Raw genomic sequence first — 24785 nt, 5'->3', positions numbered from 1 at the left:
ATTATAAAATTACACATATACTTACACGAAAAGTTTAGCATTACAACAAAAGGGACGGCCACTCAAAAGTTTTATCGCTAAAAAACTTCCTTTAAAGGATAGACGCTACATCTTTCCTCACTCTTGTCATCGTACAGAGTATAGCCAATAAACGATCGATATTCTTTCGCGGACCGGCATCGGTGTCTCTATCGCTACACTATTCCCGCTGGCATAGAAATCCTCCCTCTTTATTTTTCGGGGCCAGGCATTAGTCAGCTTACAATATATCGCACCCGCAAAATAAAAGAGGTCGGACTTTTGGTCTAACCTCTTGATTCTCAGTAGTCGGGATGACAGGATTTGAACCTGCGACAACACGCCCCCCAGACGTGGACTCTACCGGGCTGAGCTACATCCCGAAATGCAGGTGCAAATTTAGAAAAAAAATTTTAGAATAGATGCATTCCGGTACAAAAAATATTTATCGAGCACAAGCGGGTAGTTAATATTTTCATTCTAAACGAATTAACGCAAATGACCAATTGACCGTAGGTGATAAAAGTTGGTGTTCCGATTTTAATTTGATAAATTTGCAGGTAAAGGAAAACATAATAAGAAACCAATGAATACAAATATGTCATCAGAAGAGATTCCCGAAAGAGTCAAATGCCTTATCATCGGCTCCGGACCAGCCGGTTACACGGCTGCCGTTTACGCCGCGCGAGCCAACCTCGCTCCCGTACTATACACCGGATTACAAATGGGGGGGCAGTTAACCACTACCACCGAAGTTGAAAACTTCCCCGGATACCCGGAAGGAGTCAGCGGTCCCGTCCTCATGGAAGACATGAAAAAACAAGCCGAAAGGTTCGGAACCGATATACGCTTCGGTATTGTTACCCAGGTTGACTTCTCCGGTCACCCGCACAAAATAACGGTCGACGACACGAAAAAAATAGAAGCGGACGCCGTTATCGTTGCCACCGGAGCCACGGCAAGGTATTTAGGACTACCTTCGGAAGAAGCCTATAGAGGCTCAGGAGTCAGTGCTTGCGCCACCTGTGACGGATTCTTTTATAAAAATAAAGACGTGGCTGTCGTCGGAGGAGGAGATACGGCATGCGAGGAAGCGACCTATCTCGCAGGATTATGTCGCAAAGTGTATCTCGTTGTTCGAAAAAACTACCTGAGAGCCTCGAAAGCCATGCAAGCGAGAGTCTTCGCCACACCTAACATCGAGGTATTGTTCGAGCACAATACCGTTGAACTGTTCGGCTCCGATATGGGGCTGGAAGGAGCCCGGCTCGTTTACCGGAAAGGGACTCCGGAAGAATGCACGAAAGAGATCAAAATAGACGGCTTCTTCTTAGCCATCGGTCATACTCCCAACACGGATATTTTCAAAAAATACCTGCAATTGGACGAACAGGGATATATCCTTACGGAAGGTGTAACCACGAAAACCAACATCCCCGGTGTTTTTGCCGCAGGCGACGTGATGGACCCCATCTACCGTCAAGGGATCACTTCCGCCGGTAGCGGCTGTCGCGCCGCAATCGACGCGGAGCGTTATCTAAGCGAATTGGAGTGTGGAATTTAAAATAAGACACCGGGAGATCTCCCCGGTGTTTTGTTATTTTATCGTTACCATCGTTGCTCCATAACCATACTGCTTGAAAGAAGCATCCTGATGTTGAAAGCGTTTATATTTAGTCTGCAACTCCCATAAAATACGTTGTTTTAAAACTCCGTCCCCTTTTCCGTGGATGAAAACAATTTTTTGTCCCCGACGTAATTTATACTCCTCCAAAGTTTTACGAAATACATCCAACTGATATTCGAGCATATCCTTACTTTCCATACCCGCTGTCGTCTCAAGCAATTGAGAAATATGAAGATCTATTTCAAGCATGTTTCCCACCATTTGTTTTGCAGGTCTCCTTCCCGGCAACTCATCGATTTCTTTTTTGGAGGCCTGCAACAACGGTTTCGCCTCCAAATCGACTCGCTCCGTTATCGAACTATCCCTTTCGAGAGGGCGAACGAAAGCTACCGGTTCAAACCAACGCACGTGCTTATAAGCGCCTGCCTTACACAAAGAAACCGGATTCAGTTTCACAGGCGCATCAATCGCACTTTTGAAGGTAAAATACCCCTTTTGATAAAAAATAGCTTGCACTTGAATGCTTTTCACCCCGTCCAACTCCTTCAAAGAATAATTACCGACAAGATAAGCGGCATCCGGATTACAATTCCCGGCCGTAATCCCATTGTATCTTTTACCATCATAAAAAGCAACGGAACACAAGCATACCAAATCTGTGTCGTTGACTAAATAAAGATCGAAACGACTTTCGTTCAAATTATTAAAATTCTCCGGAACAAAAGCCAAATACAACGTGTCCGACGACGACATCTCCACTCCCTTTTGTGCCTGAACCGGCACATCTGTCGCAACAGAAACGGTTGTCGCATGAAAATCCGAGCGAATGACCACCAGGTCGTTTATCGAAGCCGGGATCTCGAAACCATACTCATCGCAATATACGTTTACGCTGTTCGCATCAATTATTCCGGTAACCTTACCTTCCAGTTTCTCGGAAATAAAGCGAACGATATCACCTATTCTTACATTCATCGTATTCCTTATTTTATTTTGCAAAAATAAGATTTTTCCCGTAGAGGTAATATAAAAGAGAGCTGCAAGTAAAAAAAACGGCATGAATGCGAAAAAAAACATTAGAAATTATTAACTTAGCCCTTGAATTGGATCATAAGTTAAAAATACATAATAATGACATTACAAGAATTTCAAAAATCCATCACGGAGGGTATTCCCGATACATTACCCGCCCCAAAGCCTTACGAGCCTGAAATCAATCATGCCCCGAAGCGGAAAGATATTCTCACGAAAGAAGAAAAGCGATTAGCCATCCGAAATGCATTGCGTTATTTCGATCCCAAGCACCATGCCGTTCTTGCAGCCGAATTTGCAGATGAACTTGAAAAATACGGACGTATTTACATGTATCGTTTTCGTCCGGACTATAAAATGTACGCCCACAACATCAACGATTACCCGCACAAAAGCTTACAGGCTGCCGGCATCATGTTGATGTTAAATAACAACCTGGACATAGCCGTCGCCCAACATCCGCATGAATTAATCACTTACGGGGGAAACGGGGCCGTGTTCCAAAATTGGGCCCAATACCGATTGACCATGAAATACCTGTCCGAAATGACGGACGAACAAACACTCGTCTTGTATTCGGGACATCCCATGGGATTATTTCCGTCACACAAAGACGCACCGAGGGTGGTTGTAACGAACGGAATGGTTATCCCCAACTATTCCAAACCGGATGATTGGGAACGTTTCAATGCCCTGGGAGTCTCTCAATACGGACAGATGACTGCCGGCTCGTTCATGTACATCGGTCCCCAGGGAATTGTTCACGGAACAACCATTACCGTGTTGAATGCAGGACGCAAAATTTCACGGCACGGGGAAGGATTAGCCGGTAAACTCTTTATTACCGCCGGATTAGGCGGTATGTCCGGAGCTCAGCCCAAAGCAGGGAATATCGCCGGATGTATCAGCATTACCGCGGAGATCAATCCGAAAGCCACTCAAACCCGTTACAACCAGGGATGGGTAGATGAAGTCATCGATGATCTGGACAAACTGGTAGAAAGGGTAAAAATAGCCAGAGAGAAAAAAGAAGTTGTTTCCATTGCATTCCAAGGAAATATTGTAGACGTCTGGGAACATTTCGCAAAAGGAGATATCCCCGTTGAATTGGGTTCGGACCAAACCTCGTTGCATAACCCGTGGGCAGGCGGCTATTATCCCGTCGGAATCAGTTTCGAAGAGAGCAAACGCATGATGGCCGAAGAACCGGAGCGATTCAAACAAAAAGTTCAGGAATCTTTACGCCGTCACGTGGCAGCCATCAACAAATGCGTGGAACGGTTCAATACTTATTTCTTCGACTACGGTAACGCCTTCCTATTGGAATCCTCCAGAGCAGGTGCCGATATCGTAAAACCGAACGGAGACTTCAAATACCCTTCGTATGTTCAGGACATCATGGGCCCCATGTGTTTCGATTACGGGTTCGGTCCGTTCCGCTGGGTATGTTCCAGCGGCGACCCGAAAGACCTTGCCAAGACCGATGAGATCGCCGCACAAGTATTGGAAGGGATCATGTCTCACTCTCCCGAAGAAATTCAGCAACAGATGGCCGACAACATCCGTTGGATTAAAGCCGCGGGAGAAAATCGTTTAGTGGTAGGTTCTCAGGCACGTATCCTGTATGCAGATGCAGAAGGACGTATAAAAATTGCAGAAGCATTCAATAAAGCCATCGCGAATGGAGAAATATCCGCTCCCGTTATTCTGGGACGGGATCACCACGACGTATCCGGCACGGACTCTCCCTATCGCGAAACGTCTAATATATACGACGGCTCGCGCTTCACCGCCGATATGGCCATTCAAAATGTCATCGGAGACTCTTTCCGCGGAGCAACCTGGGTCTCCATCCATAACGGCGGCGGCGTAGGCTGGGGTGAAGTTATCAATGGCGGGTTCGGAATGATGCTGGACGGAAGTAGCGATAGCGACAGACGCTTAAAGAACATGCTGTTCTGGGATGTCAATAACGGAATTTCCCGTCGCAGCTGGGCCCGTAACGAGGGGGCCATATTTGCGATCAAACGGGCCATGGCAAATAACCCGAATCTGAAAGTCACACTCCCCAATTTAGCTGACGACCAACTCATCGAATCTTTATTTTAATCAATAAATAAAACGTTAAAGGATCGTGCGGATAATTTCTTCCGCACGATTTTTTTTTATTTCATATTGCCGAAATATAAAAAAATCGTATATTTGTTTGGTCAAGGATGTGGTTATGTTGATACGAAAGCACACTACGATTATTTAATGTTTTTATCAATAGATCACGGAACACGCACTGAAGTGATCTTTGTATAATCCTTGACATAGCGGCCTCCCTCCCCGGTGGCCGCTTTTTTTTTAACGAACAACAATTCTCGTACACACAAATCGGGAACGGTTTTCAAGGATCAAAATGCCACCCTAAAACCGTCCCGGGGGATTATAAAACAAAAAAAGCCATCATTTCTGATGGCTTTCTGAGCTGTTATCGGGATTTGAACCCGAGACCTCTTCCTTACCAAGGAAGTGCTCTACCCCTGAGCTACAACAGCATTTAAATCCCTTATTCTCCTTCTCCGGAGATATTTTCTTCACTTGAGCCTCTTGTCGGATTCGAACCAACGACCCCGAGATTACAAATCACGTGCTCTGGCCAACTGAGCTAAAGAGGCGAATTTCATAAAAACGGGTAAGCTTACTATGTCGCACCGCTACAACCATCTACCCTTGCTGCCTTCCGACCCTGGGGGAGTTCGACAGGAGCTGGTCGCATAGGACTTACCCGGGCACAAAAGTACAAAATTCTTCTTTCGTACCAAACATTTTCAAAGATTTTTCTTACATAGAATTTAACCTTTAAGATAAGAATCTGAATATAAAAATCTTAATCTGAAAAAGGATGCGAATAGAATGCAAAAAACAGATTTAACGTAACATGTTCTACCCGAATGAAGTATAAAAGTAAAAACAAAAGTAAAGAATAAAAAATATCGATACAATATATGCAGAACAATATACATTCATCGGATTCGGATTTTCTTTCAGCATTAAGTGTTTTGCTTGCCGCAAATCTGGAATCAGAAAAGAATATTCAACTGGCACTAAAAAAATTGGGAGAACACGAGAAAGCAGACCGAATACATATCATCGATATAAAACACGACATGAGTTTTTCTATCTCTCACGAATGGCTGAGGGAAGGGATGACCTCCATCCAAAACAATATGTCCCAAAACATCTTCTTACTCGATAAAAAATTAGCAAAACAACTTGATGAAGATAATTATATTTACATCAAAAATATAGACGACGTCGCGGATCCGAGTATAAAAAATATCCTGAAAGCGACTCATGTTCGTTGCGCTCTTCTTCTTCCGCTCTTCATCTCCAGTCATCTTCTGTCGTTTTTAAGTCTTAGCAGGGTGGATTGCAAGGACGAATGGCAAGAGGAAGATATCCGCTTTCTAATCCAAGTGGCCAGCGTATTTTCAGGTGCGCTTGAAAAGGAACTTATCCTTTCCAAATTAGTGAAGCACCACACGTTGTACCAAGACTTCATCGAAAACAAAATTGATTTTATCCTCCGTCTCGATCGGAAATTGCATATCAACTATTCCAATAAAAGATTCTACTCCCTTTTCGGAAAAAACCCGGAAAGTGTCCTCGGCTGTAAATTTACAGAACTAATCCCCGCACTGATTCCCTATACCCAAGATATAGAAGATCTTCAGGATAATCAGGAATTAGTCTTGTCTATAAACACTCCATTAAAGAAAGGGGAAGAAACGTTATGGATGAAATGGCATATTTATTCCATTCGACTTGAAAAAAACTTGGTAGAGCTCCATATCATCGGGCACGATATTTCCGAATATTATAAAGAATTTGAATTATTCAAATCGGAATTACGAGCCTTCAATCAAAACATGTACCCGATCTGGCTTGCTATAAAGGAAGGATTGTCCAATTGTAAACTATCGGATTGTAACGGTTCCATGGATAGCATACACGAAAAGGTTTTCGCATTCAACCATCGTTATGAAGAACTATTGTTAAAAATAGATCCCAAATTCACTACCCATGCACATTGATTACCACGAATACACCATACTTATCGCGGACGATTCAGCCTCAAATCTCGAAAAAACAAAATATATTCTCGAGCGGGAGGCTTTTAATGTAATCACGACTCCCGTGGGTGAAGAAGTTATTCCCATTGTTAAAACAAAATCCCCGGACATCATCATATTAGCTTTAACACGCGTAAACGGGGAAGGGATGAAAATTACTCAAAAACTGAAATCCGACCCACAAACGAAATTAATCCCAATCATCTACCTGACTACAGGTAATAAACATGAAGAATTTGTCATGGTATCTCAATATGAAGGTGTCGAATTCATTTCCAAGCCACTAAGTAAACAGGAACTGCTCACCAGATTAAATAATCAGTTGTTGCTATTGGAATCTTTACGGATCATTGAACGACAAAATGAAAAACTCCAAAACGTAGTCCGGGCAAAAGATAAACTTTATTCCGTCATTGCCCATGATTTACGGGCACCGATCGGAACAATCAAAATGATCCTGGAAGCAATTGACAATCAAAAAAACAAAATCCCGGATGAAAATATACGCCAATTGCTACGGATGGTAATAGAAACCACGGATGAAGCTTTCTCTCTTCTGGAGAACCTTCTGTTATGGAGCAACAGCCAAAACGGGAGACTGGAAGCGAACCCGCGGGAATTCAATTTAACTGCCACGATCCAACAGGTTATCGCCCTCTTGGATAACGTCGCCAAAGCAAAAGGGATCACGATCTTTAACGAGGTAAAACAACATTTTGAAGCTTATGCTGATACGAATATGATAAATACGGTCATTCGCAACCTGCTCTCCAATGCCATAAAATTCACCTATCCCGACGGAGAGATACATGTCGACTGCCGACAGAACGAGAATAAATTGATTATATCCGTAAAGGACAACGGACAAGGCATCAAACGGGAAGACCAACGTAAACTATTGGATAAAGGGAGCTACATTACTTCATTCGGGACCCAGAAAGAGAAGGGCAGCGGATTAGGTCTTCAACTCAGCCAAGAATTCGTAAAATTGAATCACGGGAAACTATGGTTCGAATCAACGGAAGGGAAAGGAACGACTTTCTATTTCTCTGTTCCCATTAAACCTTTGCGATCAATAAAGTAAGATATTTTGCTTCTTTCCGGAACGTAAAGCTTCGTACATTCTCAAAGCCCCCCAAGCGTCCGTTGCCGCGTAACGTATTTGTGCGGTCGTTAACACGGGAGCCTCCCAATTCGATGTTCTTTGCCGTTTTGAAATCTTCACGCCAAAGACGATAGACATCAATTTAGAAAACGACATCTCTTCAATACCAAAGGCTTTTACAAACAACTGCAAGTCCACAAAAGAAGCCGGTAAAAAATCAGCCATTTTACGTAATGCCCGAATATCATCCCGGATTCCCACCCCGACCTTCAAAACATCCTCGTTCACCAATAATTCCCGTAAAGAATAAGGCAAACCGCATTTATTCAACCGAAACAAATAAACCCGTTCCTTCGACGCCAATTGCAATAACCCCACTTGATGAACAACCCCTTTCTTAAAAGAAGGCTTGGTTTCCGTATCGAAACCTAAAACAGCATTATCTCTTAAATCTGCAACAGCAGCAGCCACCTGTTCCGGTCTATCCACCACGATAATTTCTCCCCTATATAAAAAAACAGGAAACTCTTCAACCTCATCGGGCTCTATCTTCCTTTTATACTCTTGCATGACAATTTTCCCCATGAATCACTCGACCTCATTATCCATTATTCGAAAAACGGCTACATGAACAGCTCTTAAAACACTTGCACATGCCCGTCCCCAGTAAAGTTCAAAACTATTATTCAATTGCCACAAGGCCTCCTCTATCACATCTGTCATTCCATGCCTGTAAGCCGATATAAAATTCTTCAGGTCTTGATAAACATCACAAACTTTCTCCGCTATGGAATTAACAATCGGAGTCTCGCTATATTGCATATTATCATCAAATACCTCCAGGTATTCATCCTGTTCCCCCATCAATTGATGAAGCGCGGCATACAAAGCATTATAATCTTCTTCCGTTACCGTATCCTCCAACAGTCCCAACTCGTCACTCTCGCAACGAGGCAATAAACTCCCCTTCAAATAGATCAAAGGAATAAATTTTTGCAATCTGGAAAGAAAAAGCTCTCGCCCTCCCCCCGCGGCAGCTTCAACAAAATCACAAAATTCCTTTGCCACAGCCACGAATTCGATTACCTCTTTACTATAACCGACATGCTGAAAATCGTCCATATTCATTTTATTAAATTCACCACAAATTTACCAAATATATCAGACTATCTATATAGACCGATTCAAAAGTTTCAAAGAAAAGTGCGGTTCACTTCATCACGAAGAAAACCGCACCGAGACTAGCAACAATCTACATTCACGTGTAATCCCAAGATTGTATACCAGGGATTCTCTCCTACCCTAATGCTAGTAGTCTCTTTTCCAATCCCCATATCATATCTCCCCACTAAATTGTACTATTGATACGCCTTCCATTTCATTTTCGTTGTTGATTTTCCGTTAAAAATCGATAAGAATGGAGTTGTTAATAGAAAATTATTTCTATATTTGCCTCCGCATCCGGAGAGATGCAGGAGTGGCTGAACTGGCACGCCTGGAAAGCGTGTATACCCCTAAAGGGTATCCGGGGTTCGAATCCCCGTCTCTCCGCCTAAGTAGTTAAAAATAAAAGAGAATTGGCAATAAACCGATTCTCTTTTTTTTACATTAAAGGGATTCGAACGAAGCGCAAGACGGGGGTCGTAACGAGTTCTCGAGGGAGTACAACTCCCGAGTCATCCCCGTCTCCACGTGTTCGATTTTGATTTACAACTTACAAGCAACGGAAGCGGTCAATCGTTTAACCTCCTAATTACAAGATCATCGAATCCCTAAACTGTCTTTATCACTTAATTATCTAAGCAAAGTTCTCTTGGGAATGCTGAAGTTTTTATCGGCGAAGAGTTCAGCCAAACCGGAGATCTGTTTCAATCGTAACAACTCGTCTTTATCCATACCAATATTTTTAAGGATCCACTCATCCGACATACCGGCTTTTGTCAATTCGGAAACAATCTCCGTCATCAGCTCGATGCTATGCGATCCTCTTGCCCTATTATGCCGTATCGTGGAAGCCATCCGGTTCGACAAGTCTTTTTCAATCACGACAATCGGCAACAAACCCTTTTCCCGTTCGTAAATACGTTTTGAGTTTTTCAATACCTGATAACGGTGATACCCGTCCACCAGCTCATATACATCTTTTTCGGCAAGGTAATAACATACGCAGGGCATCGTATAACCATCCTCCCAGATAGAAAGCTCCAATAACTTCATTTCAGGAGGTGCGACGATATTCGGATTGTAATTATTGGCACACACTTTTTCAACCGGCACGGCTATCACTTTATATACGGGACTTATGTAATCACTCATAGTGTAACAACGATTGATATTTTTCCATTATGCGTTTTTTACGCTCCTTTTCGCTTTTATTCAATGCAAATCCCATGTATTTACATGCATGATCATTTTTCAAAATACAGATACAGACCCGCTTAAACGTGGGTAAATCTTTAAACTCCGGCAGATCAATATCATCAAGGTATTCCATGCGAACCGGCTTTTTGAATGTTTTATAGTTACTCTTTTCTCCTACTTCTATCGTTATTCCGGCTTCACGCAATTTCTCTATCGTTTTATCTGCCAAACAACCGCCCCTTTTCCTCCAAAAATCGATACTCACGGACAACTTTTCCAAGTAATTCTGTCGAGTCTCTTCCGGTAAGGTTTGCAACAGAAATTCCATATAGCTCACCCACGTATGTCCCTGAGGTAATTTCACGGACTGCCAACCGACAGCAGAAGTTCCGCCATATATCCCGACGAAATTTATTCCGTTCACCCGATTCACCATTTTTCCCCAGGTATTGGGATCCAGTACCCTGTACAATTTCAGGCTGGTTTGAGCCGGAGAGATAAACGGACTCGACACCCGTTGCTTCTCAATGGGTATTCCGGCCTGATAATAGAGATCGTACAACCTATTATAGTCCCAATGAAACTTACCATTTGCAGTCCACACATCCGTGGTCAACCAATCGTATATGGGATAAGCATTATAAACATAATCATACAGCTTACGCGTCCATCTCATTCCCCGATAAGTATAATATTTCTTCTCCCCGTGTATCGAACGCCATCGATTTAAGCTCTCTTGCGTCCGGATTCCCACCAAACAACAGGTTCTTTCCGCTTTCTTATACTCATGAAACCACCGAGCGAATTGCATCTGGAAATCATAATCCCATAACTCTTCCGTGTAAAAAGAAAAATCTTTTCGGGTATAACTTCCCCGAGGTAAATTCCGCACCCAAATAGCTCGACTCTCTTCATCCCAAGGACGCCAAAAATTCTGATACATCGAAGTACAAGTCGGTACTTTAAACGGCACGCAAACATGATATACCTCCAAGATATCGGCATTGGAACTTAACATCCGTTCCACGTAACGGGTAGTCTCTTCATATTGTACCTCGTAATCCATATGAAAAACCCCCAATTTACGATTCAATTTGTTTCGCCGAATAAAATCGATACAAAGATTGAGCAAGACGCCACTGTCCTTGCCTCCCGAAAAAGAGACGTAAACATTATCAAAGTCAGCAAAGATCTTACTCAAACGAATCAAAACCGCCTCATAAACGTTTCTTGCCATCTTCATTACTTTTTTCCATTTTTACATATTGTTTCCACTCCCGCACGGAACGAAAACCATTTTCTTTAAACACGGAAACATGGCGGGACAGCGTCACGGATGTAATTTTACACTCCCGGTCGAAAGCTTTTAAAACCTCCTTAATCAAAGAAGAAAGCAAAAGCGTGTCATCACCTCTTACATAATAATTATTAATAATGGCTTGTTGTGTTCGGAGTTCTACCGGAACGAAACCGTACACCCACCGCTCGTCACACGCGATAAACCAAACATGATTTCGAGAAGTTTTAAAAGGATAGTTGTTATTTTGACGCAATACATTGGGACTCATCACCAAAGGTGCAACCAGTTCATACAATCGGGATTCCGTACCTGTCAATTTCTCAATTTTCATAATTCTCTCATGATAAAAAGTTTAATTTTATACCTGGAATCCGGCACGTATGACCCATGATAAACATCTACCGCACAACGATTAAAACGCCCATTCTTCCACCCCTTCGGAATATTATACTACCACACTTTTTATCACATGTTCCAATATATACCCATTCCCTGGACCATGAGTAATAATCAATCTACTTGTTTTATAACCCCATCCCCCCTTATTCTATACAACCCACTTAAACTTTACAAAGATATAAAAATTATGACAAATAAAAACAAAGAAAAGCACAAACATTCAGCCTTATAGCAGTAAGCGTTATACATAAAAAAACGGAAGATCATTGATCTTCCGTCCATTCCAAGATTTTTCGACATCTATTTTTCATTACCTAACGGAGGCAATTTACTTATCAACAACTCTGCCGTATTAATCAATTGAGATATTTGTTGGTCTTTCTCCCGGATACTATCCGTATGTTTTTCCAACAAATTCAAAAGTCTATTAACCGTATTCTCGTCTTCTTCCGGTTTCCCGTCTTCCGCCACTAAACGTTCCTTTTCCCCCTCCCCGGAAATCAACCATTTTCTGTTTACGCCAAGATAACGACTGATGACTTCCAATTTTGTAATATCAGGCTTAGTGCGCTCGTTCAAATAATTGGAAAGCGTGGTAGCTGATAGATTCAACTCCTTAGCGACACGATAGTTCGTGTAGCCTTTCTCATCCATAACTTCTTTTAATCTCTCTGAAAATCCCATAATAGTTTATTTAGAATCATTTAAAATTTTACTTACAGCTTACAAATAATCCAATTTTATTTGCGCGACTATTAAAATTGTATTATATTTGTGATCTGTCTACTACAAATATAACAATTTATTGATAACATTGCCAATATTCCCATGGTAATGTTATAGATTGGTGGTGTCTACATAGAAAAGAGGTACGTTATTGAATTAACGTACCTCTTCCGTCAGAACGGATAACCAATGGCCAAATGAAAAGCCAACCCGTCTTTAAATTTAGAAATGTTATAATACCCGCGTTTATCCGGATTTTTATACGGAGTATGAAGTGCAATACCTAAATCCGCCCTTAAAACAATGTAACTGATATCGTATCGCAAACCGAATCCGGTACCTAACGCAATCTCTTTCCATAATCCTTTCAATTTAAATTCACCGCCGGGACGCTTCGGATCGTTTCGAAGCAACCAAACGTTTCCCGCATCCAAAAAGATAGCCCCGTTCAAACGATAACCTATCTTAAAGCGATATTCGATATTTCCCTCCAATTTAATATCTCCGGTCTGGTCCAAATAGGCCGTCGAATTACGACTCTCCTGATGATAGCTGCCGGGACCGATAGAACGAATCGTAAACGCCCGGATGCTATTGGCTCCCCCGATATAAAATTGCTCGCTATAAGGCATCACCTCCGAATTTCCGTAAGCATATCCTATTCCCCCCAATAAACGCATAGCCAATAACGATTTTTCCGTCATTCGACGATACACGACAATTTCCGATGTCAATTTCAAAAACTGAGAGTAAGGATTACCGAATATGGTTTTACCGCTCCCCTGACGATTACCTGTCAAGAATAAAATTCCGGACAAAACATTTCCGGCGGACATCAACGTACTCTGCCACATAAATCGATTCGGATTCCGAGAAGTAGCCGCACGGTCATAAGTGTAAGAATAAGACATAGACGGAATAAACTGGTTCTTAAAACTCAACGCGATGGCCGGATTATTCGTCATTGTCGAGTCAAATGCAGAAGAGGTCCGAAGCAGATAAGTATAATTGATTTTTAAAGGCGTAATCGTATGGTATTTCCTCAAAGATGACTGGAAATTATAATTAGCAGCCCCGGTAAAAGAGATCATCCGGAAAAAGGTATGGCGATTTAAAAAATCCACTCCTAACTGAAAATGTGTCCTCTCCGCAAAATCCCTCTCTCGTTTCATAAAGCCGGGAACCAACAGACGAGGAACGGATAAATCGGCATTCAAGCCGATTTCATAAGAATTAATCAGGCCCGAAGTCGATTTTCCCTGCTTTTTTCCCGTTTGCCATTCATAAGCTCCATTCAAGCGGAATGATAGATTTTCTCCGCCGCGGAATAAATTTTTATTCGTAACGCTTAAAATCAAACCTGGTCCCAGTAAATTATTGGATTTCGAAGAGACATCAACCTCTATTTCAGTTTCTATCGGCAAATCATAAGCTGCCGTAATCCTTACATCCAATTTTCCGAAAGAATCCCTGACCAAAGTATCAGCCGGAGTTACGGCCAAATTCGCGTATTTAAAAATCCCCAGACGAATCAAATTAGCCTGCGTCCTATTTTGCCGGGCGGCGGAATACACCTCCCCCGGCAACAAACGAATAGAGGAAGCTATGATTTTAGGTTTTATTCGCAAAGGCTTCGCGTAATCTATATTAAACCCGTGAAAATAAAAAGAATCCCGAACCACACCCGTGAAAGAATCCTCCAGTATCAAATCGACCTGATTGATCTTGTAAGGTCGGAGAGCGTTTTGAGGAACGCCCCTTTTTAAAGCAACCCGGATATCAACGACTCCTCTCTCCTGCGTCGTATCGGCCAATATCTCTATATAATCCGGGCGAAAATAATAATATCCCCTATTGCGTAAAACGGTCGCCACCCGTTCCCTCTCATCCTCCAACGTGGTAAGATCGTATTCGTTTCCTTTGACCAACAAACTTCTTCCCCACGTATTTTGAAGAATACGCGACATCCGCCCTTCCCATCCCCACAAATGAATATCCCCCAACACATAAGCTTTAGGAATATATACATGATAGCTGATTTTCGCCTTTTTGGGATTACGCTTATTATAGATCAATCGATAATCGGATTTCACTCCAAAATAACCGTAATCTTTAGCCGCATAATCGACGACCTTAAGCCGTAAATCCGGTTGAACATCCGAAATCAAGACAGGCTTTTTCGCTAATTGTTTATACAACCAATATTTAAAACCTTTTTTCTTCTTAATATTCCAGTTATACACCCACAAACCTATCGGAAAAGGAGTCCGCACGTAAGGTGAGTACAAAGGATTGTTCGGAGGATAAGACAAAGGACCCGTAATAGCAGAACTTTTCGGACCTTCCAATCGGACCCCCTTTTCGGTTTCGATTTTCATCTTTTTTACCCCGGTATACAATACCTGCCCTTCCGTCAGCTTCTTCGTAGTAGAACATCCCCCTAAAAACAGAACCCCTGCACAAACACAAAAGAATAACACCTCCCGGAATAGATTTACTCCGTAATACCTATGTTTATTCCCTTTCGCGGCAGGCCAATAAATTTCTTCCCTCATGCTACTTTTCTTTTTCTGTTTTTAAAGTTCCGTTTCTAAGTTCTCTCACACTCTTTTTCCGGAACAAATCTAAGAATTTCTGAAATTTCTTTCTTAAAACGACACCAATACCGGTTTGAGTCACCTCTCCTTCCAATACGCTTTCATATCCGGTATGCCTGAATATTTTTAAGAAAAAATTCGGATTCTTTCCAAACAAATATTCCACGGAAATATCGTCTATCAAATTCTCTTCAAGGCCACCACCTCCCTCCGCCGGATCATTGTCCGTGGAAATGCGCCCCCCGACTTTCACTCGCACCTTATTGTTAAACAGTCGTTTAGAAAACTGATACGAATAATCCGTTTTCTGTGTTTCCCCCGACTCTGTTGTCTGATTATAAGTGTTTATACCAAAACTTAAATCCATCCCTTTCAGGTATCTGCGAGACCATTGGTTCAGCTCCTTTTCAATCAATCCGTTCAACGCATTATTGGACGCGTTCGATTTTGCCACCGTCCCCGGACCGTTATAAGAACCGTATATCATCAGATTCATGGCTTCTTTAGACCGCTCTTCCGGAGTCATGGCAGCCAACTGGTTTTGTATGGTCATATCTCCGGTTGCCGCCAAATCAAACGTTATATCCGGATGCTGCAAGGTATTGGTAATCCGTATCAATGCTTTGAAATTTACCATCCTTGAATTTTGATTATCATCGGAAACATTAGCCGAGATATTTTCCGCCGCCGTGATATTCAACATCGGATTAGCCATATCCCCGGTCCACTCTACAAAATTTCCATCCTGAATCGTGAAAACCTTTTCTCCAATTACGGGGACACTATAATTCACAGAGCCGCCCGTCAAAACGTACTTACCCACCAAACGACTTTCATTCAAAGGACTCAAAGAATAAGTCAGTTCTCCGCCGCCATTAATAACGACCCGATTCTGTCCGTTATCAGAAAGCAAAACGTTCAGATTAACCAAAGGAGAAATATTCAATAGCAATAAAATATCCAAACTACTATTTTGTATTGTTCCGATACGATCATCCAATTCCGCCAGGGTCGTATCCCTGAAAGAAACAAAACGCACGATATTAGAGCTTTTATCATTTACTTCCAAAGGCGATGATTTCAAAACATAGTTTATTACGCTATTATCCAACAGGCCTACATTACCCCTTATAAATAAAGCATTCAAAGCTCCTTTAACCTGAACGTCCAGATCAATAAAAGCTTTACCGTAAACCATGGTTGTATCATTCGGGTTTACCTTGATCACTTGAAAATTTTTAGCGTTTACAGTCGTATTCATTCGAATATCCGAAAACGAAGCAAAATTTACATCTCCCTGCAATTCCATCCGTTGGCGATTGGGTGCTATCAGACCGAAACCATTAAACGACAAACGATTATCTGCAATTGAGATTCGATTCGAATCGATTTGAAATAATGTGCCGACAGGTAGAACTGTTACGCGGCCTTGCTGAAATAATATTCCTCCGTTAATCAGGGGATGCTCCGGATCTCCCCGAAAAGCTATCGTCCCACGCAGATCTCCTTGCAGATCGACAAGACCGGAAGGAATAAAAGCATTTACCACACGCAAAGGGAACTTGGGAATATCTATATCTATAGACATGTTCTTATCCTGATTCCCCGTCAATACCTTTCCTTTGGCCAAAACGGTTTTCTCTCCATCCAAATGCAAGGCAAAATCCATTTCATGAAGCTGCTCCCGCGTCAAGCGATATCCTGCATCCAACTCCAGGTTGCCGACCCTCCGGTGTTCATAAAAAAATTGATCAAGCCGGATATTCCCGGTCACGTCCAATACATGTCCCTGGTTTTTCAACTCCAAGCCGGCAGAAAAGATTCCCGCCATATTCGGAATAAAAGGGAGCATCTCCGAAATCAATCCCACCTCGATACCCTGAATATCAACACTCAAAGTTTCTCCCGACCTCTCTGGTTCCTGAAAGGACAACAGCTTAAATCTCTTTTGCCCGCTTGTCAATTGCAAATCAGCCGACAATCTCTTTTCCGGAGATAAACGAAGATAATTATCCTGGTTTACTTGCCAGGGAAGGTAACCGAAAATCAAAGAATCGGAAGCAATATTAAAGGTAAATACACTATCGCGCAACGTAAAATTCATTCCCACGTTAACCGCCGTCTTTCCTGACAAGGTATTTCCTTTCAATCGAGCATACAATTGATCAAAAACGGCTCCTCCGCTTAAAGAAATCCGGGAAAAATTGGCTTGTATATCCTTCGAGTTGTAAAGAGTCAGCCCGTATTTCAATACAGCTCCTTCCTGCCATACCCGCACCAATAAGCTGTCCGCCCTCATTTTCTCCATAACGATTCCCCGTACCTCTGTCGTGATATCCAACTCTTTTCCCTGAGGAACCCTCATATCTACATCTAAACTTTTAAAGAGGATACCGTTCATTTTTAAATACTGATTCAACAGATTGTCGGTTCCGGCAGTAAGGTACAATCGGAAATCCGGCAAACTTCCCCGAATGGAGTCCATATCCAAGGCGTACTCTTTTATCTGTTGAACCATTCGCTCGCCCGTAGCCGTAAATTGACGGATCAGTTCTTCTCTTCCCTCGCAGCTTTTAAAAGAAAACCTCAAATCACCCGTTTCCATGTTCACATCCGTATGGCCTACTCCACTGGAAGCGGACAGATCGAATTTGCCCAGATTCAATTTTCGCCCCTTTTGGTTTAATTTGATCTCAGAGAGTTGCAGCTGCAGGGAAGACTCTCCATCCGTTTTTAATGACGCATCCAAATGGACGCTCGATGCAAAAGCCAACTCGTCCGGCATAAAATGCAATTCCCGCAAATCGACCCGGTGAACTTCTCCGTCTAAAACGGCACGATAATCCCCGCGATCAGAATCTAACCCGAAATTCAAATCCAAAGACATATCTTCAACCGGACTTTGCAGTTTGCCTTCTAATTTTCCGGCCTCAAGAGAAGCGTTCAGAGTAATATTCTCATACAAATATCCCCGATAAACCAACGATTGCAATTCCATGGCTGAAGTAGCCACCGCCCTTTCCCAATCCCATCCTCGTCCGGATGCGGAAAAATTCATCGAGACCATCCCCAAGGAATCTCCAGGAAAGAATTCAGCAAGATCCACCTGTTCGATATTCACATCAAGCCGGTACGAATCCGTTTTCAATCCATAATTACCGTTCAATTCGACCGCCCCCTTACCGGGAGTTATTCCCAATTTAAAACTAATATCCCCATGGGATGCCACCACCCCTCCATCCATTTCAATCGGACTGGGGAGTCGAAACCCGGAGGTGGAATCACTCATCAAAAAAGGAGATAAAAAACTACTATCTTCAATTTTCGCGATAAAATCAAATGTACCTGTCAACCGTTCCGGATCATTCCAAAAAGCAACCGTTCCGTTCCCGTCAACAGAAAAATAAGCATCCGAATGTACCCGCAAATATTCCAAATCGACCCGTTCTCGTGTTCCCTCCGCCTTTACGCCCCAATCTATGGATTTACCGTATAATTCATTCTTCAATTGATTATTACTATCCGGAACAAACAAGGCAATATCTCGACCGGAAACACTCCCCTGCGCCAATACTTCCATCGGAGTAGAAGAGTTCACTCCTGACAAGCCGCTTCCCACTTTTGCCTGTAAAGAAAAATGACTATACGGCGTTTCTACGGCCAAATCGGATATTATCATTACCTGCTCTCCCATTTTCACGCGTCCCGACAGATTACGAATATCCAATCCGTTCTTTTCTTTCAATCGGATACTCTTAATCACAGTGGCTATCTCCGTCCCGCGATTATAAATGCTATCCATCGCAACGGCTAAAGAATTGATATCGATCACCTCCGGGAATGCCATGCTATTTTCGTGCTCAGGCCCCATCTTAAAACGTCCGTCCTTCAGATCCAGCTCATCCATTTTTACTTCCCAAGCCGCTGTATCCGCCACGTTCTCCCGGACGACAGAAACCGCGTTGCCCGTTTTCTCTTCCTGTTCAGTGGTCCGAAGTTCACAATAAGCCCCTTTTAATTCCAATCGCCTGATCGCAACAGACTGACGTCCCATATCGACCAGACCGGCATCCAACGTCCCACTTCCCACTCCTGACCGAAGCTTTCCCACGGGTAATCCCATCATCTCGTAATTTACGTTCTCCAAAGAGATTTTATCCAATAAGAATCGCCATGCCAAAGGAGTAGTAGCCGTATCGGCAACTTCTGCCAGCCTTTCACCCGCCCGAAATTTAACCTTTCCATCCGTTAACGACAATGAATTTATCTCCGCATCCTGCCGACTTAAATCGGCTCTACCCGACTGCAAACGCAATTGTCCCAAAACAACGTCTAATTTCATTCCCGACAAGCTGTCGGATAAACGGACGACCACCTTTTCCAGTAGCAATCGACGAACCTCGACCTCTTTTTTCAACAACTTTAGCAAAGAAACATTGACCTGAATCTGGCCAGCAGCCAGTAATGTATCTCCCTTTACCTGCTCGACATAAACCTTCTCCACGTAAAGATCCAGGGGAAACTTCAACAATACTCTTTTCACCGATAAATTCACTCCGAGATTTACCGCCGCGTAACTTTCGACTTTTGTCTTTACATAATCCTGAACTGCAGGGACATACAAAAGCAGCACGAGTAGTACGACGACTCCCCATAAAAACAATACGCCTCTCAATATATATTTCAGAACCTTACGTAAGACTTTCATTTTCTTTTACAGTCAAAAATCTCAACAAAACTACAACTATTTCTTTTTAAATCCCTACCTGCAACACCTTAAATCTCTCTTCGGCCGCCACTCCCGCAAGAACCCTCCCTGTTCTCGGTTCAGAAAGAATAATCCTTAGATTTACTTCAACGAATAACCCGAAATACAAGTTACGAAAACCCGTTCATTTGCTCTTCTCAAAAAACAGCGAATAAGCATTTAATTATCAAATCATTATATCAAATCTCGATTCAGGCAGTTTTTTTCCTCGTTTTTTTTTCGTAATCTTGCAAGCTGGTAGATGTGTTTTTTCTAAAAAAGAATGACACATTATTTATTAACCAAAATGTAAAATATGTCACTTAAAAGAAATGTTCTTGATTTAAGAAAGAGAAAAGAGATTGTTCTTCAAGGAGGTGGCGAAGAGGCGATTAAGAAGCAAGTTGCCATGGGAAAACTGACAGCTCGCGAACGAATTGAAGCCATTCTCGACAAAGATTCTTTCCACGAATACGACATGTTCGTAGAGCATCAGGCAAAAGATTTTGACATGGATAAAAAGGTTCTTCACGGGGACGGTGTAATCATCGGTACCGGTACCATTTATGGTGAACCTGTATGTATTTATGCACAAGATTTTACGGTAGCAGGAGGTTCTTTAGGACTTATGCATGCCCGCAAAATCACCAAAATCATGGACCATGCCTTAAAAATGCGTATGCCTTTAATCGGTATCAATGATTCCGGTGGAGCGCGTATTCAAGAAGGAGTCGACTCTTTAGCCGGATACGGAGAAATTTTTTTCCGTAATACCCAAGCATCCGGAGTAATCCCCCAACTATCTGTTATTTTAGGTCCTTGTGCAGGAGGAGCTGTTTATTCTCCAGCTTTGACAGACTTCGTTTTCGTGGTAGATAATATCTCTAAAATGTTTATTACTGGACCCGAAGTCGTGAAAACAGTTTTGGGAGAAGAGATTTCCATGGAAGAGTTAGGCGGTGCAAAAGTACATAGCCAGGTCAGTGGAAACGCCCATTTCTTCGCATCAACCGAGCACGAATGTTTTGAGCAAATCAAAAAGCTATTAACCTTCATTCCGTGGAGTAATCAGGCGAAAGCAAAGCCATTCCCTCCTAAACCTCCAAAACCGGAATATAAAATCGAAAAAATAGTTCCATCAGATCCGACTCAACCTTATGACGTGAGAGACGTCATCAGGGCTGTTGCCGATGACTCGGATTTCTTGGAAGTTCAACAAGAATTTGCACAGAATATCGTTGTAGGTTTCGGTCGTATCGACGGAGAAACAATCGGTTTCGTCGCCAACCAGCCTTGTGTATTGGCAGGTGTACTGGACTGCGATTCCTCTGATAAAGCCGGAAGATTTATCCGTTTCTGCGACGCTTTCAATATTCCATTGGTAACTTTCGAGGATATGCCGGGATATTTACCGGGGACCGAACAAGAACACATGGGAGTTATTCGTCATGGGGCAAAAGTTTTATATGCCTATAGCGAAGCTACCGTACCCAAAGTAACCGTTATCTTGAGAAAAGCCTATGGTGGAGGTTACATTGCCATGAACTCGCGCCATTTGAAAGCAGACTTCATGTTCGCTTGGCCAACGGCAGAAATTGCGGTAATGGGTCCTGAAGGTGCTGCCAACATTATTTTTAGAAAAGAGATCATGTCGGCCGAGAATCCGGAAGAGATGCGCAAAATCAAGGTAGCCGAATACCGGGAAAAATTTGCAAATCCTTATGTTGCCGCATCTAAAGGATACATAGACTCTGTTATCGAACCGGAAGAAACCAGGAAAATATTAAAACACTCCATCGAGGTATCCAGCAATAAATCGGTAATGACTCCTGCTAAAAAACACGGGATTCCTCCATTTTAATTTTAAAACATACCACGATGAGTAATTGTAAATACGATAGCCTGGAAATCGACGGGTTAAAATACAAGACCCATCTGACGACAAAATTCACGAATCGCCAGAAATGGGAAAAGCCAAATCCGGGAAATGTTACAACTTACATTCCGGGATCTATTATTGATATCTACGTTCAAGAGGGGCAAGAGGTCGAAGCAGGTGATTTGTTATGCCTGCTGGAAGCCATGAAGATGCACAATAAAGTGCTTGCTCCGATTTCCGGACATGTGAAAAAAATCCATGTGAAAAAAGGAGACAAACTTCCTAAAAACACGTCAATGTTCGAGATAGAATAACGAAAAGCCGCCCTTCGGGGCGGCTTTAAACCAACCTTACATCATGAGTTTCTTTAAAGCGATAGACATCGTTAAAACTTATACCCAACACGTAGCTTTAGACCATGTTTCCATTGACATTCCGGAAGGTTCAATTTACGGTCTGTTAGGTCCCAATGGAGCAGGAAAAACCTCTTTAATCCGAATCATCAACCAAATCACCGCTCCTGATTCCGGAGAATTGTTATTCAAAGGTAATCCCCTACAACGGTCAGACGTCAACCATATCGGTTATTTGCCGGAAGAACGGGGATTGTACAAAAAAATGAAAGTCGGGGAACAAGCCGTATACCTTGCTCGCCTTAAGGGAATAAGCAAAAAAGAAGCGATAGACCGATTAAAAATGTGGTTTGAAAAATTTGAAATCGGAAATTGGTGGGATAAAAAAGTGGAAGAATTATCAAAAGGCATGGCACAGAAGGTTCAATTCATCACCACAGTCCTCCACGAACCGGAATTGTTAATCTTCGACGAACCTTTCAGCGGATTTGACCCCATCAATGTAGAGCTATTGAAAAAAGAAATCCTGGAGTTACGACGTAAAGGGACAACCATCATTTTCTCTACTCATAATATGGCGTCTGTCGAAGAAATTTGCAGCCATATCGCTTTGATTAACAAATCCCGGAAGATTATAGAGGGGCCCATTAACCGAATCCGGGAAAAATACGCGAACAACACCTATAAATTAACCTGTAGGTACAATCCTTCATTTTTTCCGGAACAAATCCTCGGAAACGAATTTGAAATCATATCTCAACGGGTAGAAGGAGACATCCAGGAAATCGTCCTGCAACAAACACGGCCTTGTACTTCGAATATCTTATTAAACAGAGTATTACCCGAAACAGAAGTCATTTCATTCCAAAAAATCATTCCCGGAATGAATGATATTTTTATTAAATTGGTAAAAGAGCAATAAGATCAAACTATTATGAACAAGATTTTAATTATTATCAACCGGGAGTTCACGACAAGAGTTCGTAAAAAAACATTCCTGATCGTCACCATCTTCGTTCCGATTCTTTTTGCTTTATTTTACGCCTTCTTAATGTGGATGTTATTAAGAAACGACCAGCAAAAACGAGACGTCGCCGTCATCAACCACTCTTCTATCGAACAACCGTTCGAGCAGATTAACAATACCAGTTTCACCTATTTGGACCAGGATATTCCGGAAAGTGATTTCGCCCGATATTTGAAACAAAACAATTTTTACGCCATCACAATCATCCCGAAAGAGGTCATGCGTGACGGCGAATTTTCTATTTACTCTTTCTCACAGGTCCCCATGGAGCTAAAGAACGAGTTTTCGGCCCAATTGCGTCAGAAAATTGAAAATATCAAACGTTCTCGAGTCATCGCGGAAAGCCAAATTCCCGATTTAGAAGAAAAATTACAAAACACGCGAACACCGGTATTGGTTCGCACGATGGTCGTATCGGAAAAAGGTGACGCCAAAGAAAGTTCCTCCGAAATTGCCTCGATCATAGGACTTGTTCCGGGCATAATCATCTACTTCTTTATTTTCATGTATGCCTCCCAAGTTTTAAAAGGTGTTATTGAAGAAAAAACGAACCGGATTATAGAAGTGCTCGTCTCTTCCGTAAAACCTTTCCAATTTCTCCTGGGTAAGATCATCGGGGTTGCCGCTGTCGGTCTTTTGCAGTTCCTGATCTGGATCGTAATATGCTTGCTCGTAATCATTATCGTACAGATCGTTTTCATGCCTAATATAGATATAGAAGCTCTGAAGAATGCGACCGATTTAGGAATAATGGCCCAAGACTCAACCTTCAACCCGCAGCAACTTGCCGTTATTCAAAGCCTCGTGAAGACGATAGACCCGTCATTTATCCTCAAATTCATCGGAGCCTTTCTTTTCTATTTCATGGGAGGATACCTATTATACGCTTCTCTGTTTGCAGCCATAGGCGCCGCCGTCGATAACGAAACGGACTCTCAACAATTTATGACGCCTCTGTCCATTATCTTAGTCGTTGCTTTCTATATTGGTATCGCTGCCATGAAAAATCCGGACTCGTCGATCGCATTCTGGGGTTCGTTGATTCCGTTTACCTCTCCCGTTGTCATGCTTGTCCGAATTCCTTTCGGAGTTCCCACGTGGGAAATTATAACCTCCATGCTCTTGTTGGTGGCCGCCTTCCTGTTCTTCACCTGGTTATCCGGCAAGATCTACCGCATCGGAATTCTAATGTACGGCAAAAAGGTCACCTGGAAAGAATTGTACAAATGGTTAAAATATTAAACGAAACCGGGTAGGGTCACTACCCGGTCAACAACACCACCTCTGTCACCAACATGAACACTTATCTCTCAACCGCATCTTTAAATTCCTATAGAGAAATGTAGTCTTTCCTGCCTCCCGGTAACCCTATGCTACATATCACGTATACTCTAAGCGATCTTTTTTCGAACTAAAACCAGTTCTTATTTTGTATATCCTATCTGTTTCTGTTACTTTTGCTCGTACAAAAAAAGAGCAGGGTTCCTCACTTT

The 24785-nt window shown here is 42.4% G+C and carries 17 protein-coding genes, 4 tRNA genes and 1 other RNA gene; 9 read left to right on the top strand and 13 right to left on the bottom strand.

Going from position 1 to position 24785, the window contains the following annotated elements; genetic code table 11:
• Positions 1-327: 327 nt before the first annotated feature.
• Positions 328-401: transfer RNA gene (locus BN3283_RS01250), tRNA-Pro, on the bottom strand.
• Positions 402-604: 203 nt separating this feature from the next.
• Between BN3283_RS01250 and trxB the strand changes: the two genes are divergently transcribed.
• Positions 605-1582 (top strand): thioredoxin-disulfide reductase, encoded by a 978-nt coding sequence (gene trxB, locus BN3283_RS01245; RefSeq protein ID WP_235375034.1) that lies wholly within the window; start codon positions 605-607, stop codon positions 1580-1582.
• A 33-nt stretch (positions 1583-1615) separates the two neighbouring features.
• Here the strand turns inward: trxB and BN3283_RS01240 are convergent, their stop codons facing one another.
• On the bottom strand, positions 1616-2620 hold the full coding sequence (locus BN3283_RS01240) for a Smr/MutS family protein (RefSeq protein ID WP_059025516.1): 1005 nt from the start codon (positions 2618-2620) through the stop codon (positions 1616-1618).
• A 156-nt stretch (positions 2621-2776) separates the two neighbouring features.
• Between BN3283_RS01240 and hutU the strand changes: the two genes are divergently transcribed.
• A complete protein-coding gene (gene hutU / locus BN3283_RS01235) occupies positions 2777-4786 on the top strand; it encodes a urocanate hydratase (protein ID WP_059025380.1) in 2010 nt (669 codons plus the stop codon).
• A 362-nt stretch (positions 4787-5148) separates the two neighbouring features.
• On the opposite strand, the gene BN3283_RS01230 is transcribed toward hutU, so the two are convergent.
• The 3 genes from BN3283_RS01230 to ffs form a co-directional block, all read right to left on the bottom strand.
• Positions 5149-5220, bottom strand: a tRNA-Thr gene (locus BN3283_RS01230).
• A 46-nt stretch (positions 5221-5266) separates the two neighbouring features.
• A tRNA-Thr gene (locus BN3283_RS01225) sits at positions 5267-5340 on the bottom strand.
• A gap of 12 nt (positions 5341-5352) precedes the next feature.
• An RNA gene (gene ffs, locus BN3283_RS14165) (signal recognition particle sRNA small type) lies at positions 5353-5452 on the bottom strand.
• Between the two features lie 218 nt (positions 5453-5670).
• On the opposite strand from ffs, the gene BN3283_RS01220 reads away from it, so the two are divergent.
• Together BN3283_RS01220 and BN3283_RS01215 are read left to right on the top strand one after the other, a co-directional pair.
• Positions 5671-6759, top strand: coding sequence for a PAS domain S-box protein (locus tag BN3283_RS01220; protein WP_059025379.1), 1089 nt, complete (start codon positions 5671-5673; stop codon positions 6757-6759).
• Positions 6749-7882 carry a hybrid sensor histidine kinase/response regulator gene (locus BN3283_RS01215; RefSeq protein ID WP_059025378.1) on the top strand — a complete coding sequence of 378 codons (1134 nt, stop codon included), beginning with the start codon at positions 6749-6751 and terminating at the stop codon, positions 7880-7882. Before BN3283_RS01220 ends, BN3283_RS01215 begins: the two co-directional genes overlap by 11 nt.
• On the opposite strand, the gene BN3283_RS01210 is transcribed toward BN3283_RS01215, so the two are convergent.
• A complete protein-coding gene (locus BN3283_RS01210) occupies positions 7871-8488 on the bottom strand; it encodes a 3'-5' exonuclease (RefSeq protein WP_059025377.1) in 618 nt (205 codons plus the stop codon). The two genes, BN3283_RS01215 and BN3283_RS01210, sit on opposite strands and share 12 nt — an antisense overlap.
• Positions 8489-8491: 3 nt before the next feature.
• A complete protein-coding gene (locus BN3283_RS01205) occupies positions 8492-9025 on the bottom strand; it encodes a DUF5063 domain-containing protein (protein WP_041502426.1) in 534 nt (177 codons plus the stop codon).
• A gap of 341 nt (positions 9026-9366) precedes the next feature.
• Here BN3283_RS01205 and BN3283_RS01200 point away from each other — a divergent pair.
• Positions 9367-9454 (top strand) — tRNA-Ser (locus BN3283_RS01200).
• A 243-nt stretch (positions 9455-9697) separates the two neighbouring features.
• Here BN3283_RS01200 and BN3283_RS01195 read toward each other — a convergent pair.
• The 6 genes from BN3283_RS01195 to BN3283_RS01170 form a co-directional block, all read right to left on the bottom strand.
• Positions 9698-10219 carry an IbrB-like domain-containing protein gene (locus tag BN3283_RS01195; RefSeq protein WP_041502427.1) on the bottom strand — a complete coding sequence of 174 codons (522 nt, stop codon included), beginning with the start codon at positions 10217-10219 and terminating at the stop codon, positions 9698-9700.
• On the bottom strand, positions 10212-11507 hold the full coding sequence (locus BN3283_RS01190; RefSeq protein WP_041502428.1) for a DUF3440 domain-containing protein: 1296 nt from the start codon (positions 11505-11507) through the stop codon (positions 10212-10214). The genes BN3283_RS01195 and BN3283_RS01190 overlap by 8 nt, the downstream gene beginning before the upstream one ends.
• Positions 11482-11895, bottom strand: a complete 414-nt coding sequence (locus tag BN3283_RS01185) for a hypothetical protein (protein WP_041502429.1) — start codon at positions 11893-11895, stop codon at positions 11482-11484. The genes BN3283_RS01190 and BN3283_RS01185 overlap by 26 nt, the downstream gene beginning before the upstream one ends.
• Before the next feature lie 368 nt (positions 11896-12263).
• Positions 12264-12647 (bottom strand): helix-turn-helix domain-containing protein, encoded by a 384-nt coding sequence (locus BN3283_RS01180; RefSeq protein WP_052634402.1) that lies wholly within the window; start codon positions 12645-12647, stop codon positions 12264-12266.
• Positions 12648-12862: 215 nt separating this feature from the next.
• Positions 12863-15244 carry a translocation and assembly module lipoprotein TamL gene (gene tamL / locus BN3283_RS01175; RefSeq protein WP_082667038.1) on the bottom strand — a complete coding sequence of 794 codons (2382 nt, stop codon included), beginning with the start codon at positions 15242-15244 and terminating at the stop codon, positions 12863-12865.
• A gap of 1 nt (position 15245) precedes the next feature.
• Positions 15246-19994: a translocation/assembly module TamB domain-containing protein gene (locus tag BN3283_RS01170; RefSeq protein WP_059025376.1), complete on the bottom strand. Its 4749-nt coding sequence runs from the start codon at positions 19992-19994 to the stop codon at positions 15246-15248.
• A 355-nt stretch (positions 19995-20349) separates the two neighbouring features.
• Between BN3283_RS01170 and BN3283_RS01165 the strand changes: the two genes are divergently transcribed.
• Genes BN3283_RS01165 through BN3283_RS01150 form a run of 4 tightly spaced genes read left to right on the top strand, consistent with a single transcriptional unit; the run spans position 20350 to position 24534 of the window.
• On the top strand, positions 20350-21894 hold the full coding sequence (locus BN3283_RS01165; protein ID WP_041502431.1) for an acyl-CoA carboxylase subunit beta: 1545 nt from the start codon (positions 20350-20352) through the stop codon (positions 21892-21894).
• A 17-nt stretch (positions 21895-21911) separates the two neighbouring features.
• On the top strand, positions 21912-22226 hold the full coding sequence (locus BN3283_RS01160; RefSeq protein ID WP_041502432.1) for an acyl-CoA carboxylase biotin carboxyl carrier protein subunit: 315 nt from the start codon (positions 21912-21914) through the stop codon (positions 22224-22226).
• A gap of 43 nt (positions 22227-22269) precedes the next feature.
• The gene (locus BN3283_RS01155) at positions 22270-23187 is read left to right on the top strand and encodes an ABC transporter ATP-binding protein (RefSeq protein ID WP_041502433.1); all 918 of its coding nucleotides are present in this window, start codon (positions 22270-22272) and stop codon (positions 23185-23187) included.
• A gap of 12 nt (positions 23188-23199) precedes the next feature.
• A complete protein-coding gene (locus tag BN3283_RS01150) occupies positions 23200-24534 on the top strand; it encodes an ABC transporter permease (protein WP_041502434.1) in 1335 nt (444 codons plus the stop codon).
• Positions 24535-24785: the final 251 nt, after the last annotated feature.

This window comes from Gabonibacter massiliensis, assembly GCA_001487125.1.
Taxonomy (GTDB): domain Bacteria; phylum Bacteroidota; class Bacteroidia; order Bacteroidales; family Marinifilaceae; genus Gabonibacter; species Gabonibacter massiliensis.
This window is presented reverse-complemented; position numbering and strand designations above follow the sequence as displayed.

Excerpts from the sequence above, each read along its gene's own strand:
- BN3283_RS01185 (WP_041502429.1), bottom strand. The coding sequence starts at position 11,895 with ATGAAAATTGAGAAATTGACAGGTACGGAATCCCGATTGTATGAACTG.
- BN3283_RS01190 (WP_041502428.1), bottom strand. The coding sequence starts at position 11,507 with ATGAAGATGGCAAGAAACGTTTATGAGGCGGTTTTGATTCGTTTGAGT.
- hutU (WP_059025380.1), top strand. The coding sequence starts at position 2,777 with ATGACATTACAAGAATTTCAAAAATCCATCACGGAGGGTATTCCCGAT.
- BN3283_RS01180 (WP_052634402.1), bottom strand. The coding sequence starts at position 12,647 with ATGGGATTTTCAGAGAGATTAAAAGAAGTTATGGATGAGAAAGGCTAC.
- BN3283_RS01170 (WP_059025376.1), bottom strand. The coding sequence starts at position 19,994 with ATGAAAGTCTTACGTAAGGTTCTGAAATATATATTGAGAGGCGTATTG.
- trxB (WP_235375034.1), top strand. The coding sequence starts at position 605 with ATGAATACAAATATGTCATCAGAAGAGATTCCCGAAAGAGTCAAATGC.
- BN3283_RS01215 (WP_059025378.1), top strand. The coding sequence starts at position 6,749 with ATGCACATTGATTACCACGAATACACCATACTTATCGCGGACGATTCA.
- tamL (WP_082667038.1), bottom strand. The coding sequence starts at position 15,244 with ATGAGGGAAGAAATTTATTGGCCTGCCGCGAAAGGGAATAAACATAGG.
- BN3283_RS01165 (WP_041502431.1), top strand. The coding sequence starts at position 20,350 with ATGTCACTTAAAAGAAATGTTCTTGATTTAAGAAAGAGAAAAGAGATT.
- BN3283_RS01155 (WP_041502433.1), top strand. The coding sequence starts at position 22,270 with ATGAGTTTCTTTAAAGCGATAGACATCGTTAAAACTTATACCCAACAC.
- BN3283_RS01210 (WP_059025377.1), bottom strand. The coding sequence starts at position 8,488 with ATGGGGAAAATTGTCATGCAAGAGTATAAAAGGAAGATAGAGCCCGAT.
- BN3283_RS01240 (WP_059025516.1), bottom strand. The coding sequence starts at position 2,620 with ATGAATGTAAGAATAGGTGATATCGTTCGCTTTATTTCCGAGAAACTG.
- BN3283_RS01205 (WP_041502426.1), bottom strand. The coding sequence starts at position 9,025 with ATGGACGATTTTCAGCATGTCGGTTATAGTAAAGAGGTAATCGAATTC.
- BN3283_RS01150 (WP_041502434.1), top strand. The coding sequence starts at position 23,200 with ATGAACAAGATTTTAATTATTATCAACCGGGAGTTCACGACAAGAGTT.
- BN3283_RS01195 (WP_041502427.1), bottom strand. The coding sequence starts at position 10,219 with ATGAGTGATTACATAAGTCCCGTATATAAAGTGATAGCCGTGCCGGTT.
- BN3283_RS01160 (WP_041502432.1), top strand. The coding sequence starts at position 21,912 with ATGAGTAATTGTAAATACGATAGCCTGGAAATCGACGGGTTAAAATAC.
- BN3283_RS01220 (WP_059025379.1), top strand. The coding sequence starts at position 5,671 with ATGCAGAACAATATACATTCATCGGATTCGGATTTTCTTTCAGCATTA.